14 protein-coding genes are annotated in these 14,122 nt (G+C 31.1%); 5 read left to right on the top strand and 9 right to left on the bottom strand.

Annotated features, from left to right (window positions below; translation table 11 throughout):
• The 4 genes from UEQ13_RS15365 to UEQ13_RS15350 form a co-directional block, all read left to right on the top strand.
• Positions 1-701, top strand: a 701-nt coding sequence (locus tag UEQ13_RS15365; RefSeq protein ID WP_329807237.1) for a T9SS type A sorting domain-containing protein, incomplete at its 5' end; no start/stop codon positions are given.
• Positions 702-780: 79 nt separating this feature from the next.
• Positions 781-1,191, top strand: a complete 411-nt coding sequence (locus UEQ13_RS15360; RefSeq protein WP_329807236.1) for a hypothetical protein — start codon at positions 781-783, stop codon at positions 1,189-1,191.
• Positions 1,192-1,457: 266 nt separating this feature from the next.
• Positions 1,458-3,038 (top strand): ATP-binding protein, encoded by a 1,581-nt coding sequence (locus tag UEQ13_RS15355; RefSeq protein ID WP_329807235.1) that lies wholly within the window; start codon positions 1,458-1,460, stop codon positions 3,036-3,038.
• Positions 3,031-3,777, top strand: coding sequence for a LytR/AlgR family response regulator transcription factor (locus tag UEQ13_RS15350; protein WP_329807234.1), 747 nt, complete (start codon positions 3,031-3,033; stop codon positions 3,775-3,777). The genes UEQ13_RS15355 and UEQ13_RS15350 overlap by 8 nt, the downstream gene beginning before the upstream one ends.
• A 20-nt stretch (positions 3,778-3,797) precedes the next feature.
• Here the strand turns inward: UEQ13_RS15350 and UEQ13_RS15345 are convergent, their stop codons facing one another.
• The 6 genes from UEQ13_RS15345 to UEQ13_RS15320 form a co-directional block, all read right to left on the bottom strand.
• Positions 3,798-4,373, bottom strand: a complete 576-nt coding sequence (locus tag UEQ13_RS15345) for a Crp/Fnr family transcriptional regulator (RefSeq protein ID WP_329807232.1) — start codon at positions 4,371-4,373, stop codon at positions 3,798-3,800.
• Entirely contained in the window at positions 4,373-4,696 is a 324-nt protein-coding gene (locus UEQ13_RS15340; RefSeq protein ID WP_329807231.1) for a DUF6370 family protein, read from the bottom strand. The genes UEQ13_RS15345 and UEQ13_RS15340 overlap by 1 nt, the downstream gene beginning before the upstream one ends.
• On the bottom strand, positions 4,697-4,843 hold the full coding sequence (locus UEQ13_RS15335; protein WP_329807230.1) for a hypothetical protein: 147 nt from the start codon (positions 4,841-4,843) through the stop codon (positions 4,697-4,699). It lies immediately after the preceding gene.
• Between the two features lie 4 nt (positions 4,844-4,847).
• Positions 4,848-6,017, bottom strand: a complete 1,170-nt coding sequence (gene purT / locus UEQ13_RS15330) for a formate-dependent phosphoribosylglycinamide formyltransferase (RefSeq protein ID WP_329807229.1) — start codon at positions 6,015-6,017, stop codon at positions 4,848-4,850.
• A gap of 153 nt (positions 6,018-6,170) precedes the next feature.
• Positions 6,171-7,358: a pyridoxal phosphate-dependent aminotransferase gene (locus UEQ13_RS15325; protein ID WP_329807228.1), complete on the bottom strand. Its 1,188-nt coding sequence runs from the start codon at positions 7,356-7,358 to the stop codon at positions 6,171-6,173.
• A gap of 59 nt (positions 7,359-7,417) precedes the next feature.
• Positions 7,418-8,515 (bottom strand): fatty acid desaturase family protein, encoded by a 1,098-nt coding sequence (locus UEQ13_RS15320; RefSeq protein WP_329807227.1) that lies wholly within the window; start codon positions 8,513-8,515, stop codon positions 7,418-7,420.
• Between the two features lie 106 nt (positions 8,516-8,621).
• Between UEQ13_RS15320 and rsmG the strand changes: the two genes are divergently transcribed.
• Complete coding sequence (gene rsmG, locus UEQ13_RS15315) at positions 8,622-9,251, top strand: 16S rRNA (guanine(527)-N(7))-methyltransferase RsmG (protein WP_329807259.1); 630 nt, start codon at positions 8,622-8,624, stop codon at positions 9,249-9,251.
• A 58-nt stretch (positions 9,252-9,309) separates the two neighbouring features.
• Here the strand turns inward: rsmG and UEQ13_RS15310 are convergent, their stop codons facing one another.
• The 3 genes from UEQ13_RS15310 to UEQ13_RS15300 all read right to left on the bottom strand — a co-directional run bounded on the left by UEQ13_RS15310 (position 9,310) and on the right by UEQ13_RS15300 (position 13,805).
• Positions 9,310-12,054, bottom strand: a complete 2,745-nt coding sequence (locus UEQ13_RS15310; RefSeq protein WP_329807226.1) for a T9SS-dependent M36 family metallopeptidase — start codon at positions 12,052-12,054, stop codon at positions 9,310-9,312.
• Positions 12,055-12,156: 102 nt separating this feature from the next.
• Positions 12,157-13,500, bottom strand: coding sequence for a deoxyguanosinetriphosphate triphosphohydrolase (locus UEQ13_RS15305; RefSeq protein ID WP_329807256.1), 1,344 nt, complete (start codon positions 13,498-13,500; stop codon positions 12,157-12,159).
• A gap of 83 nt (positions 13,501-13,583) precedes the next feature.
• Positions 13,584-13,805 (bottom strand): hypothetical protein, encoded by a 222-nt coding sequence (locus tag UEQ13_RS15300; protein WP_166125608.1) that lies wholly within the window; start codon positions 13,803-13,805, stop codon positions 13,584-13,586.
• Positions 13,806-14,122: the final 317 nt, after the last annotated feature.

Here is a 14,122-nt window from a genome sequence, read left to right as displayed (position 1 = left end):
TTACTGAACCTACTGTTTTAGCTTTAACAGCTGGTTCTCAAACAAACGTATCTTGTAATGGTGGTTCGAATGGTTCGGCTTCGGTGACTCCTTCTGGTGGAGCTGGCGGATATACTTATTCTTGGTCGCCTTCTGGAGGAACAGCTGCTACTGCAACTGGACTTTCTGCAGGAACTTATACTGTAACAGTTACTGATGCTAACAGTTGTATTACAACTCGTAACTTTACAATTACACAGCCAGTTGCTGTAAATACTTCTGTAACTTTAACTTCTGGAATATTACTAGCTACACAAACTGGTGCAACTTATCAATGGTATCAATGTCCAAACACACTTCTTACTGGAGAAACTAGTCAAACATTTACTCCAACTGTTGTAGGTGACTATAAAGTAGAAATTACACTTGGTGGATGTACTAATACATCATCTTGCGTAACAGTAACGACTTTAGAAACTACTAGTTTTGATAGCACTAATTTTGTTTATTACCCTAACCCTACTTCAGATATTTTACATATTACTAATGGTAATTTAATTGAAGAAGTTAATGTGATTAATTTGATCGGACAACAGATGATTTCTACTAAATTTAATAGTAAAGAGATTCAGCTAAATTTATCAACTCTTCCAACAGGAACTTATTTCATCACTATAAATTCGGAAGGAAAATCAAAAACGATTAAAATTTTAAAACAATAATTTAACATATAACAGTCTTACAAATAGAAAAATATTAATTTTATTTGTAAGACATTGTTTAACAAAAAACACTTTAATTATGAGCACAACAAATACAACAGGTCCAATAGTTACGCCTCCAGGAGTAGAAATTACTTCTAATTTCATGACACTAAATAGTGTAATTCAATTTAAAAGACCAAGACCAACGGAACCGTTACAACCTTTAGTTCAAGCCTATTATGAAAATGGCATTTTAGAAGTGAGCGCTGTTGCATTTATTGACGCAAGTCAAAATATCAAACAAATCAGTGTTTTTTACGATGATTCACAAAAGAAACCAGCTTTTTATATTACGTATACAGCACCTGAAACAAAAGCTTCTGAATTCATGGGATATCAAGTGAATTTTACAATTGAATTATCTAACAAACCAGAAGAAATTGAAACTTTTGTATGGGACGAAGACCCTAGAATGTCTAGAGGAACAACTACAACTGTTCAGCCGTAATACATTAAAATACTAATTAGAAATAAAAATAGAGGAACGTATTCCTCTATTTTTTATTTTGTTAAATTCAACTATATTTACAAAAAAAAGTTAATTTGACGCCAACAAAAAATAAAATAGTTATAGTAGTATTTTTAATGCTCTTTAGCATTTCGCATTCCCTTTATTCTCAAAAAGATAATGAAAAATTTTTTGAATTAGAAATTCAAAAAAAGTGTCAAAAATTTACTCAAGAAGTAAATTTTAAAAAGGCACAATTATTTTTTATGAAGAAAAAATGGGATTCTACTTTAGTTTACTCCATGAAACAGTTAAGTTCTAATAAAACATCATTAGAACTTTCAAATTATTGTCATTTCTTCAGAGGTATTAGTTTCAAACAAAAAAAAATGTTAAATGAAGCTAAAAAAGAATTTTACACTATTTCGAAAACATTTTATTTTTACAAAAGTATACATAATATTTTAGGGCAAATTTCACTCGAACAATCGGAATTTAAAAAAGCTATTAGTTATTTTAAAGAATTTGAAAATATTTCAGAAAACAATTATTTCAATATTAACAAAAGTTTTACATATCATAATTTAGGAGTTTGTTATTTACAATTAAGCGATTTTAACAAAGCTGAAATGTATTTATTAAAAAGCACCAAATTGCAAGAATCAGCAAATGACACAATAGCACTAGTTGGCGCTTATGGTAATGTGGCAACCATGTATTACGAGCAATATAAAGACAACTTGGCTATACCCTTTTTTGAAAAAGCTTATGAATTTTCTAAGAAAGTAAAAAGGTATGATTTAAAACAAGTTGCTACTAAAAATATGGCTGTAGTTGAAGAAAACAGAAAAAACTTTGAAAAAGCGCTTATTTATAGAAAAGAAGCTGAAAAATGGAATGATTCCATAACAGATCAAAATAAAATTTGGGCCGTTGCAGAAGTAGAAAAGAAATTTGCCATAAAACAAAAACAAGAAGAAATTGAAGTTCTTGAAGTAAAAAATGAAATACGAGAAACCCAAAGAAATGGGCTTTTCATAATTGCCATATTATTATTAAGTATTTTTGGCATTGGTGTTTATTTTTACTTACAAAAAATTAAAAAGAACAAAATCATTCTGGCTCAGAAAGAAAATTTAGATGAATTAAACGCCACAAAAGATAAACTATTTTCTATTGTTAGTCATGATTTACGTTCCTCAGTAAATGCTTTAAAAACCAGTAACACAAAATTATTAAACCATTTACAAACCAAGAACTACGAACAACTTGACGTTCTTCTTCACAAAAATAATGCTATTGCTAATAGTTCATACAACTTATTAGATAATTTACTTAATTGGTCTCAGCAACAAACCAACCAATTATTTTTCCAACAAGAATCCTTACACTTATTTTCCATTATTCAACAAATAGAATATAATTACAAGCCGATAGTTGCCGAAAAAAATATTGAATTAAACATCAATATTGATAAAAGTATTTTTGTTTTTATGGATTTAGATTCGTTCAAAATTATTCTGAGAAATATGTTGGACAATGCCATAAAATTTACAAATGAAAAAGGAACGATTTCTATTTATTCAGAAAAACCAAATTCTGATTTTATTCCATTAATCATTGAAGATACTGGTATTGGTATGAGTTACGAAGTTGTTGAGGAATTATTACTAGAATCCACAAAATTATCTAAAAAAAACAATAAAGAAATTATAGGAACAGGTTTAGGCATGCAACTCTGCAAATCTATGCTATTAAAAAATGGTGGGAAATTAAATATCGAAAGTAAAATTGGTTTAGGAACAAAGTTTATTTTATTTTTACCAAAAGAAGTTACTAATGGATAAAATTAATATTTTATTAATTGAAGATACGAAATCTGAAGAAGAAGCCTTAACAAGTGTACTTCTAGAAAATGATTATAATATTGTTGGAGTAGCCACCAATTATACGGAAGCCTTAACCCTATTCTATCAACACAAAGTAGATTTAGTAATTATTGATGTTTTCTTAAATGGTCAACCTGAAGGAATTACTTTTGCTGAAACCATAACCATAACTCCAAATGTTGCCAAACCATTTGTGTTTTTAACCAGTTCAAAAGACCGTCAAATTTTTGAAAGAGCAAAACTCACAAAACCATTTAGCTTTTTATTAAAACCTTTTAATGAGTTAGAAGTTTTATATGCTATTGAAATGGCTATTGAAAAATTTTACGAGCAAACCAATGTATTTGTTAGTGAAGAACAAGATACGGTTATTGGAAATAGTCATTTATTCATAAAAAAGAAAAATGCACTAAAAAAAGTTGCTCTTCAAGATATCATTTACATTGAAGTAGAAGAACGCTATTCCAATATAATCACGTCTAATGAGAATTATTTAGTGGCACTTTCACTTACAAAAATAACTGAATTTTTAGACACCAATACTTTTGCTAAAACGCATCGTAATTATATAGTGAATACGAATAAAATTAATGAAATAATTCTTTCTGAAAATTTAATTATTCTAGAAGGAAACTTTAAGGTTACTTTAAGTGAAAAGTATAAAGATTTCATACATAAGTATAAAATATTGAAATAATTTTAATCGCGTTGAAGTTTTTATTTCAATAATAGTCTTTTCTTTAATTTACTAAAAAACTCCGGTGTGACTCCAATGTATGAAGCAATTTGTTTTTGGGGTACTTTTTGAATTAACGTAGGATATTTTGTGCAGAATTTTTCAAAACGTTCTTCGGCGGTTAGACTTAAATTATCCATTAATCTTTCTTGATGAGACACTAAGGAATTTTCGGCTAAGATTCTGAAAAAGCGTTCTAATTTTGGAATTTCGTGATATAATAGTTGATGGTTTTCTTTAGATATAGAAACGATTTCAGCATCTTCTAAAACTTCTATGAAAAGATTTCCAGGTTTTTCAGAAATATAACTATACATATCGCCAATCCACCAACCTTCACAAGCAAAATGTAATACGTGTTCTATAATATTATCATTAATATTGAAACTTCGTAAAATTCCAGAATTGACAAAATAAGTATGTTTGGCAATTTCGTTAGAGCTTAACAAAATTGTTTTAGCTTTTACAAATTTGGTTTCAGTTTTAGACAAAAACAAAGTTTCTTCTTCAGAAGTTAGTGAAACATGTTTGGCAATATTTTGTAAAATGGAAGTCATTACTTCTTGTCGATTGGAAGCAATTTAAAATAAGTAACCACGAATTTATTGTCTTTAATTTCGCCTACAACTTCTGCTTTTCTTATGGCAGAACAAAATCCATCAGTGGCGTGTGCATCTCCGTGATCGTCAATAGTTGTACCTTCTACGAAATAAAATTTTCCATCAATACGAACGGCTAAATCGCAACCTTTTTTGTCGATCATGGCGAATTTACATTGTCCGCAAGACACTTCAACTACTTTACTATCGGCCTTTTTATTTTCTTGTGCAAAAGTTGTACAAAAAAACAAAAAAGCGACTATTGAAAACCATTTTTGCATTTAAGAAACCTGAGATTTATTTATTTCTGAATCAACAGATGTTGGTACTTTTACTTCACATCTTCTGTATGGACCGCAACCCATACGCTTTGGTCCGCAAGAAACTAAGAACAGGCAACCAAAAACAAGCAATACAATTTTTTTCATCTTATTAAATATTTACTGTGACTAAGGTAGCCATTTTTTTTGCTTTTTCTACAATATCTTCAATTGGAGTATCTAAAGTATCATAATTTAACACTACACCCATTCTTCTGTATGGTCGAGAAGTTGGTTTTCCGAAAAGCCTGAAATCGGTTTTTGGTTGAAAAGCTACATTTTCAATTCCTGTAAACGTTGGATTATTCGAATCACCAGATGCTAAAATTACAGCACTTGCACCTGCTCTTTCTTGAGTGATTTCGAAAATAGGCAAACTTAAAATCGCACGTAAATGCAATTCAAATTCGTTGAAATTTTGTGTATTGGCTAACGTTACCATTCCAGTATCATGTGGTCTTGGTGATAATTCCGAAAAATAAACCCCTTCGTTAGTTAAGAAAAATTCTACCCCAAAAAGTCCTGCACCACCTAAAGCTTCAGTTACTTTTTTGGCCATTTCTTGAGCTTCTAAAATATCTGCGTTTGAAACTCGAGCTGGTTGCCAACTTTCTTGGTAATCACCACGTTCTTGTCGGTGACCAATTGGAGCGCAAAACAATGTTGGTAAATTATTATTTTGAGTCACTGTTAAAAGTGTAATTTCTGAATGAAAATTTACGAAAGCTTCTACAATAACTTCTACGATATCGCCGCGAGAACCTTCAACTGCATACTTCCATGCTTTTTCGATATCTTCTTGAGATTTTATAGTCGATTGTCCTTTTCCAGACGAACTCATTAAGGGTTTAACCACGCAAGGCATTCCAACTTCTTCCACCGATTTTTGTAATTCTTCGTAGGAAGTGGCGTAACGATAATTGGCTGTTTTTAAACCTAAGTCTTTGGCGGCTAAATCACGAATTGCTTTTCTGTTCATGGTGAAATTGGCTGCTTTTGCAGAAGGTACAACCGTAATTCCTTGTTTTTCAAACTCATAAAAACGTTCGGTACGAATGGCTTCAATTTCTGGAACGATAAAATCCGGTTGATGTTTGGCTACGATTCGATCTAATTCGGCGCCATCAAGCATATTGATAACTTCAAAACCGTGTGCGACTTGCATGGCTGGTGCATTTTCGTAACTATCTACAGCAATAACGGTTTGTCCGATACGTTGAGCGGCGATTGCAAATTCTTTTCCTAGTTCACCAGAACCTAATAGTAGTATTTTTTTGTTCATTTTGTATTGTATTTTGAAAACGGATGTGCGTTAGGGAGTGTAGTGAAAATCCTTTTATTTTTCATAAAAGATTGTAACGGAAAGCCCGACCCGAAGGGTAACGCCCAAAATATTAAAATTAAAAAAGCCCCAAGTTTCCAAGGGGCAAATATATTAAGACAATGCGTCTTTGATTCTTTTGATAGCTTCAATTAGTTGCTCTTCGCTGGTTGCGTATGAAAGTCGTAAACAATTTGGGCTTCCGAAAGCATCACCAGTTACAGTTGCAACGTTAGCTTCTGCTAATAAATACATAGCGAAATCTGTGGCATCTTTAATTTCAGTTCCTCTTAACGTTTTTCCGAAATAGAAAGATACATCTGGGAAAACGTAAAATGCACCATCAGGATTATTTAATTTGAAACCTGGAATTTCTTGCATTAATCCAAAAACTAAATCGCGACGTTTATGAAACGCGTCAACCATATATTTAATTTGAGAAGGATCAGCTTCCACGGCTGCTTTTGTTGCGCGTTGTGCGATAGAATTCGCACCACTTGTTACTTGACCTTGCATTTTTGTACACGCTTTCGCGATGAATTCTGGCGCACCCATATAACCGATTCTCCAACCAGTCATAGCAAATGCTTTTGCTACACCGTTTACAGTAATGGTATTGTTTTCCATTCCTTCAATGGAACCAATTGAGCAATAATCACCCGTATAATTAATGTGTTCGTAAATTTCATCTGAAACTACATATACATTTGGATATTTTTTAAGAACTGCTACTAAAGCCGTTAATTCTTCTTTGCTATAAACTGAACCTGAAGGATTACAAGGCGAGCTAAACCACATCATTTTTGTTTTTGGTGTGATGGCTGCTTCTAATTGCTCAGCTGTAATTTTGAAATTCGTTTCTACTGAAGTTGGAACTTCTACTGGAATTCCGCCAGAAAGTTTGATAATTTCGAAATAAGAAACCCAAAATGGTGCTGGAAGAATTACTTCGTCACCATCATTAAGCATAACTTGCGCGATGTTGTATAAAGATTGTTTTGCTCCTGTTGAAACAACAATTTGATTAGGTGTATAATTTAAATTATTATCTCGTTTAAATTTCGCACAAATCGCTTCTTTCAAATCTAAATATCCATCTACTGGCGGATATGTAGAATAGTTGTCATCAATAGCTTGTTTAGCAGCTTCTTTAATAAAATCCGGCGTATTGAAATCGGGTTCACCCAAACTTAAACTGATAATGTCTTTTCCTTGTTGTTTTAATTCTCTGGCCAATGCTGCCATTGCTAAAGTTTGAGAAACCGCAAGATTGTTAATTCTTTCAGATAAAATGTTGTTCATGCTTTGTAGTTAAAAAATTTATATAAATAAAGAAACGCAATAAATTGCGTTTCTACATATTATGCTAATTGAGGTTTTTGACCTAATTCTTTCAAATGTCTAAAATGTGCTACAACAGCACTTCTCATAGTTTCGTATTCGAAATAAGGTAAATCACATTCTGCTGCAGTTTGTTTTACAAATTCTGCAATTTTACCGTAATGAATATGACTAATATTAGGAAAAATATGATGTTCAATTTGGTGATTTAATCCACCAGTATACCAGTTTACGATCCAGTTTTTTGGAGCAAAATTTACTGTTGTTAATAATTGGTGAATCGCCCAAGTGTTTTCAATTTCACCATCTTCATTTGGATGCGGATTAATTGTATCTTCTGTGATATGTGCTAATTGGAAAACTATACTTAAAATCATACCTGCAGTGTAATGCATCGCAAAAAATCCAAGTAAAATTACCCACCAGCTTGCAGCTCCAAAAATTAAAGGTAATACAATCCAGAAACCGAAATATACAATTTTAGAAATAACTAAACCTGTCCATAAATTTGCAGGATTTGGCTCACTTCCGTAAGATAACTTTCTTTTTAAATACACACCCATTTGTTTAAAATCGGTTGTTAAACACCAGTTTATAGTTAATAAACCATATAAAAAGATAGAATAATAATGTTGAAAAGCGTGGAATTTATACCAAGTTGCTTCTTTTGTAAAACGGATTACACGACCCGCATCTAAATCTTCATCGTGACCAGGTATATTTGTATAGGTATGATGAAGTACGTTGTGTTGTACTTGCCAATTGTATACATTACCGGCTAAAATATAGATACTTCCACCCATAATTTTATTTAACCAAGTTTTAGAAGAATACGAACCATGATTTCCATCATGCATTACATTCATTCCAACACCGGCCATACCAATCCCAATAACGACTGAAGCTAAAATATATACCAAAACCGGTACTTTAATAAAGAAAATAACGAAAAATGGCACAAAAAACAAAGCAAACATAATTATTGCTTTCAAATGCAATTTCCAGTTTCCTGTTTTATCGATATTGTGTTCTTTAAAATATTCGTTAACTCTCTTATTAAGCGTTTTAAAAAATTGATTTTTATCTGTCCTTGAAAAAGTTGGAGCTTTAATTTCCATACATAGTATAATTTAATTCACAAATGTACTAATATTTCTCTAAAAATAATTATGATAAATATCATATCACATAAAAATTGTATTTTTGCAAAAAATAAATAAGAATTTGGAACTGATTTTAAAATATTTCCCCGATTTAACACCTTTACAGATTGAACAATTTACAAAATTATATGATTTATATAATGATTGGAATTCGAAAATTAATGTAATTTCTAGAAAAGACATTGATGAGCTTTATTCTAGACACGTGTTGCATTCTTTAGGAATTGCAAAAGTAATACAATTTAATCCTGGCGCTAAAGTTTTAGACGTGGGAACAGGCGGTGGATTTCCTGGAATACCATTAGCTATTATGTTTCCCGAAACACAATTTTATTTGATTGACATTATTGCTAAGAAAATAAAAGTGGTAAATGAAGTCGCACAAGGTTTAGGATTGAAAAATGTAAAAGCCGAACAAAAAAGAGCTGAATTAGTGAAAGAAGAATTCGATTTTATTGTGAGTCGAGCTGTGACGAATATGCCAGATTTTGTAAAATGGATTAAAGATAAAACGAAAAAGAACTCTACACACGAATTAAAGAATGGAATTTTATATTTGAAAGGTGGAGATTTAACTGAAGAATTAGCCATTTATCAAACGGTACAATTGTTTGACTTACCAGACTTTTTTGAAGAAGAATTCTTCGAAACCAAAAAAGTGGTGTATTTGCCTTTAAAATATAAATCATAAAAATAAAAAAAACCTGTTACTTGAAGTAACAGGTTTTTTTATGCTTATTCTATTTTACTTAATCTAAAATAATTTTCTCAGAATAATTTAAATTTTCACCTTGAAGTTTTAAAACATAAATTCCTGTTGATAAAGACTCTAAATTAATTGCATTTGTATTATTAAAGTTAGTTACATTTTGATTGTAAACTTGTCTTCCATTAAGATCATATACTTTAATTTGAAGTTCACCAATATAATTATTGATATTTATATTAAGTAATCCGTTTGTAGGATTAGGGTAAATTTTAAACAAATTACTATTTTGGAAATAATCATTTCCTAAAGTACAATTTGAACCTGTAGCTGGAGTTGCTCCTGGAACTGGCTCTGTGAAGTCTTGTACTTGGTCTTGAATCCCTGGTACACCTGTAGTTGAGCCAGATGTTGCATTTACACCTAAACCTCTTCTAGCAAAAGTTTCCCATATTAAACAATAATTTTGGCCAGTCGTTGTATTTACATCTGCCTGAATGATTGCATTTCTACATTGAATTAAAGAAGGATTTGCTGGAGTTATTTTCATAGCATCAATTACTAAACGCATTACTTTATTATTACCTCCAGTACCATTATAAATATTAGCATCATAACCATATTTTTCAATATAATTCCATGCCAAATCCCATAACATCACACACCATACTGAACCAACTGAATGCACATCAACTCTATCAAGACCAGATGTAGCATCATTATACCACATAGCATTTGTACTTGCAAATGTATGTGGATTAACAGCCATATCTGTAGAATATCTATATTGTCTAATTCCAGGTCCATTTGTAGCTTGATTCTCTACAAATGTACCTATTCCTCTAGCGTCATTTCTAGTATCTCCAGATTTTATCTGCATCATTAACCACAACCAATCTGACCATCCTTCACCAGGTTGTTCAGCAGAACCACTCATTCCAGCACCACCTCCAACTAATCTTGTTGAAATCCCATGCCCGTATTCATGAGCAATTACACCATTATCAAAATCTCCATCAGAATTTATAAAACCAGTAGGATCATTTTTAATTTTACCATTTACCGTTCCAAGTAACATTTGCGCAATAATTGCTTCTCCAACATTGTAAGAGACAAAGATTGCTGGAATAGTAATTGTTGCATCCGCACCACCCATATTTAGTAATTGATTAGGATTTGCATTATCATTATTCACAATAATTACCGCAACAGCCCCAGCAATTTGAGCGTTTTTAACTTTATTCACAAAAGGACAAATCCCTCTTCTAATAACAGCAATTTTTCCACTAAGTGCTGCTGCATTTACAGCCACTTCACAACCATCTGAAGCATCTGGAGTTCCATCTTGGTATAAAACTAAATCCTGAACAATCCCTGGAGATGGCATTATAGCAACATTACCTGGAGAAAAAACATTATTAGAAGCTAAATATTCACCAGCAATTGATGCTGGAGAGTTTATTGTTAAATATCTTGGTGTTGGCCCAATATCCCATAAATACATTTGCATTCTTGGTTTACCACCATCAGTAGGTGTAGAAAAATTGGCATTATTTAGCGTTGGAGTAGTTCCCTGAGAAGCATCTTGAGCTTCTGCATTTACTGCATCATTTTGCGAACCACCTCTTCCATAATTAGATACTTGAAAATTTCTATTCAACTCATTAAACCCATACTGATACCATAAATCATGCATGATATTGTTTTGATAAAACAAATTTGTAGTTGCCGCATTAATATAAGATGTTGCAGCTACACTCGTTCCACCGTACACATGATCAAATGTTAAATTAGGATAAGTTCCTGATGAAGCATTTGCATATGTTGTTGGTGCTGCAGGATTTGTATTATTATAATCTGAATATGCAAAAACATTATTTCCTCTAGTGTAACCATATAAAAGTGTTGACGTAGACCCACCTACTGTAGCACTTGAATTATGCCATCCATTTGGAGAAGCAGCAACTACTAATGGCGCTAAAGCTGTAGCAGCTTCAGGATTTGTAATCAATTGTCTTGCAGAATGATTTGGACTTTCATAATTCCAAGGAATAACTCTATAATTAGTTGTTCCTGGTGTCAATAAAGCATTTACTGTTTGATCTTTAAATAATGTATTTGAATCGAAACTTTTCATTTTATTAGTACAATTAAAATGATCATGTTTTGGTCCAAAACTACAATTATGAACTAAATCTATTTTCTCTAATAAATTTCCATTTGTAGCGTCAATCTTTACTTTCCATAAATGGTCTCCATTTTGAGTATAGAATTCGTAACTCCATGAAAGAATTAAACTACCGTCTTGATTTGGGAAATAAACTAATTCAGCACTAACAAGATCTTCTGTTAAAGCACCATTAGTTAACTTATATTTATTTTTATCAGAAGAAATGATACTTGATGCAAAATTACTTTCATTTAATTTAGTCAAAGCACTTGAAAAACCTTCAACTACTCCTAATGTAGTATTTGCAGTATTTATTTTTGAAGAAACGTTTGTAATAAATCCTTCTGGTGAATTAATCACCGCTCCATTTTTAATCCAAAAATAGATATACGAATTATCAATTTTCACATTATTATAAGTTTGCATTACTAAATAATTAGTAATACCTGTTGTTTCAGAACTTGTTTCTGATTCAATAATCCAATTAGACACATCTGAAGTGCTAATATTTAATTTGTTATAATTTTCATTAATATAACTTTGAATTTTTTGATTAGGACTTTGCGAAAACCCTAAGGATACAAAAAATGCAAAAACAAAAAGTAACTGTTTTTTCATAATTAAGTAGGTTGTTAATTTGTTAAGTTTTCAAAATTAACATATTATCATTCAAAACCAAATTTTTTACAGTTATTTAACTTTTTCCTCGCATTTAATTAATTATATTTTAGTAGCATTTATGATTTTATAAATCTCAATAGCTTTCCCATCGGTTAACAAAGAAACAAATTGACAGATGTTTAACAATTTATCATACATGGTTTTTTTATTACTTTTGTATTTTTCCGGCAAAATATTTATGATCAATTTATCATGATTTGTTGCCGAATTATTAGCCATATTGATGTAAGCATTAGTAAAAACATCTAGCAAAGTATGAATTACTTTATAGCCGATAATTTCTTTTTCGATTACTTCTTTTGACTGATAAATGTTTTTTACACTAATATTTATAATGTCTGATATTTGTGCTTTGTACTGACTTTTATCCATCAAGGAAACTGAAAACGCACCTTTTAAAATGTCTGACTCGTTTTCCATAAAGACAGAAACAGCATCATTAATTAAACTTCCAATAGCCAAAGCACGCAAATAACTGATACGATCTTCTTTGGTTTTTAGTTCGTTATATTTTTTGGAATCGATAGATTTTTGCACCAATTTGATAAGATATTCTAAAGCAAAATCTTCGTTGATTAATCCGAGTTTTATGCCGTCTTCGAAATCAATTATTGTATAACAAATATCATCCGCAGCTTCCACTAAAAAAGCTAATGGATGACGAAAATACCCCACATCAGGATTTGTTTTATTAGAAATCATCCCTAATTCGGTTGCGACTTCTTGAAAGAATTTTTTGTCTTGTTGAAAGAATCCGTATTTTTTATCGCAAATGTTTGATGTTGGCTTTTTAGGTAAACTTTCTTTTGGATATTTCATGAAAGTTCCTAAAGTCGCGTATGATAATCGCAAGGCTCCTTCTACGCCTTCTCTACTTGAAGTTAAGATAGAAAATCCGTTCGCATTTCCTTCAAAATCAATAATATCTTGCCACTCTTTTGGAGATAGTTCCGATTTATATTTTTGTCCACTTCCTGAAGAAAAATATTCTCCAATGGCTTTTTCACCTGAATGTCCGAAAGGTGGATTTCCAATATCGTGCGACAAACATGCTGCGGCTACAATGGCACCAAAATCATTTAATTGATACCCGTGAATTTCTTGTAAATGCGGATATTTTTCTAATACTTTTTTTCCAACTAATCTTCCAATAGAACGACCCACAACCGAAACTTCCAAACTGTGCGTTAAACGTGTATGTACAAAATCCGTTTTTGAAAGCGGAATCACTTGTGTTTTATCTTGAAGCAAACGAAATTCTGAAGAGAAAATAATTCGATCATAATCCACTTCAAAACCTAAACGCGTGTCGTCTTGTTCTTTTCGTAATCTTTTACTTGTGTCGCCTTGTCTTTTTAAAGACAAAAGTTGTTCCCATTGCATCATAAAAGCTTGAAGTTTGAAGTTTGAAGCACGAAGATAATAATTTATACGAAAAAAGCCTTCGAATTGAAGGCTTTTAAAATTTACTCTTTTAAGTTTGATAAGAAAAATAAACTCGATTTTTTCGGATATTTTTCATAACTTTTATCGCTAGGATTTTCAATAACTGTTTTCAGATTTACTTCATCGCCCAATTTAAATTTTGAAACGACTAATTTGTAATCTAACATATATGGACCGCAGAAAAAATTTCCGTCAGCGTCTTGTTCAATTATTCCTGTATAAACTCCTTTTTCTTTTGCCATGATTTTATTTTTAACAAAGGTATAAAAAAACAGCCATTAAAAATAATGACTGTTTTTTGTATTTGCTTATTAATATTTTTCTAATGTCATAATTTTATTTTTCACAAAAAACCCGCCATCTTTAAATTAAATTTGTTTCCTTTTAAAATTGATTAAAAGATAAATAATTGGTACAATTGGAAATAAAACTACACAAGCAATAATCCATATTATTTTTACTAATCCTGTCTCTAATTTGTTTATTTTGTAAAGTGCTGAAACTATTAATATAGTTAGCAAAATAAAAAGTACAATTTTTCCTATTGGTGATAATATAA

Origin of the sequence: Flavobacterium facile (genome assembly GCF_036321945.1) — a bacterium.
GTDB classification, from domain to species: Bacteria; Bacteroidota; Bacteroidia; order Flavobacteriales; family Flavobacteriaceae; genus Flavobacterium; species Flavobacterium facile.
This window is presented reverse-complemented; position numbering and strand designations above follow the sequence as displayed.

What these genes read in the sequence shown, in the direction of transcription:
- UEQ13_RS15360 (WP_329807236.1), top strand. Translation starts at nt 781, where the DNA reads ATGAGCACAACAAATACAACAGGTCCAATAGTTACGCCTCCAGGAGTA.
- UEQ13_RS15335 (WP_329807230.1), bottom strand. Translation starts at nt 4,843, where the DNA reads ATGAAAAAAATTGTATTGCTTGTTTTTGGTTGCCTGTTCTTAGTTTCT.
- UEQ13_RS15320 (WP_329807227.1), bottom strand. Translation starts at nt 8,515, where the DNA reads ATGGAAATTAAAGCTCCAACTTTTTCAAGGACAGATAAAAATCAATTT.
- UEQ13_RS15350 (WP_329807234.1), top strand. Translation starts at nt 3,031, where the DNA reads ATGGATAAAATTAATATTTTATTAATTGAAGATACGAAATCTGAAGAA.
- UEQ13_RS15305 (WP_329807256.1), bottom strand. Translation starts at nt 13,500, where the DNA reads ATGCAATGGGAACAACTTTTGTCTTTAAAAAGACAAGGCGACACAAGT.
- UEQ13_RS15355 (WP_329807235.1), top strand. Translation starts at nt 1,458, where the DNA reads ATGAAGAAAAAATGGGATTCTACTTTAGTTTACTCCATGAAACAGTTA.
- UEQ13_RS15300 (WP_166125608.1), bottom strand. Translation starts at nt 13,805, where the DNA reads ATGGCAAAAGAAAAAGGAGTTTATACAGGAATAATTGAACAAGACGCT.
- purT (WP_329807229.1), bottom strand. Translation starts at nt 6,017, where the DNA reads ATGAACAAAAAAATACTACTATTAGGTTCTGGTGAACTAGGAAAAGAA.
- UEQ13_RS15325 (WP_329807228.1), bottom strand. Translation starts at nt 7,358, where the DNA reads ATGAACAACATTTTATCTGAAAGAATTAACAATCTTGCGGTTTCTCAA.
- UEQ13_RS15310 (WP_329807226.1), bottom strand. Translation starts at nt 12,054, where the DNA reads ATGAAAAAACAGTTACTTTTTGTTTTTGCATTTTTTGTATCCTTAGGG.
- UEQ13_RS15340 (WP_329807231.1), bottom strand. Translation starts at nt 4,696, where the DNA reads ATGCAAAAATGGTTTTCAATAGTCGCTTTTTTGTTTTTTTGTACAACT.
- UEQ13_RS15345 (WP_329807232.1), bottom strand. Translation starts at nt 4,373, where the DNA reads ATGACTTCCATTTTACAAAATATTGCCAAACATGTTTCACTAACTTCT.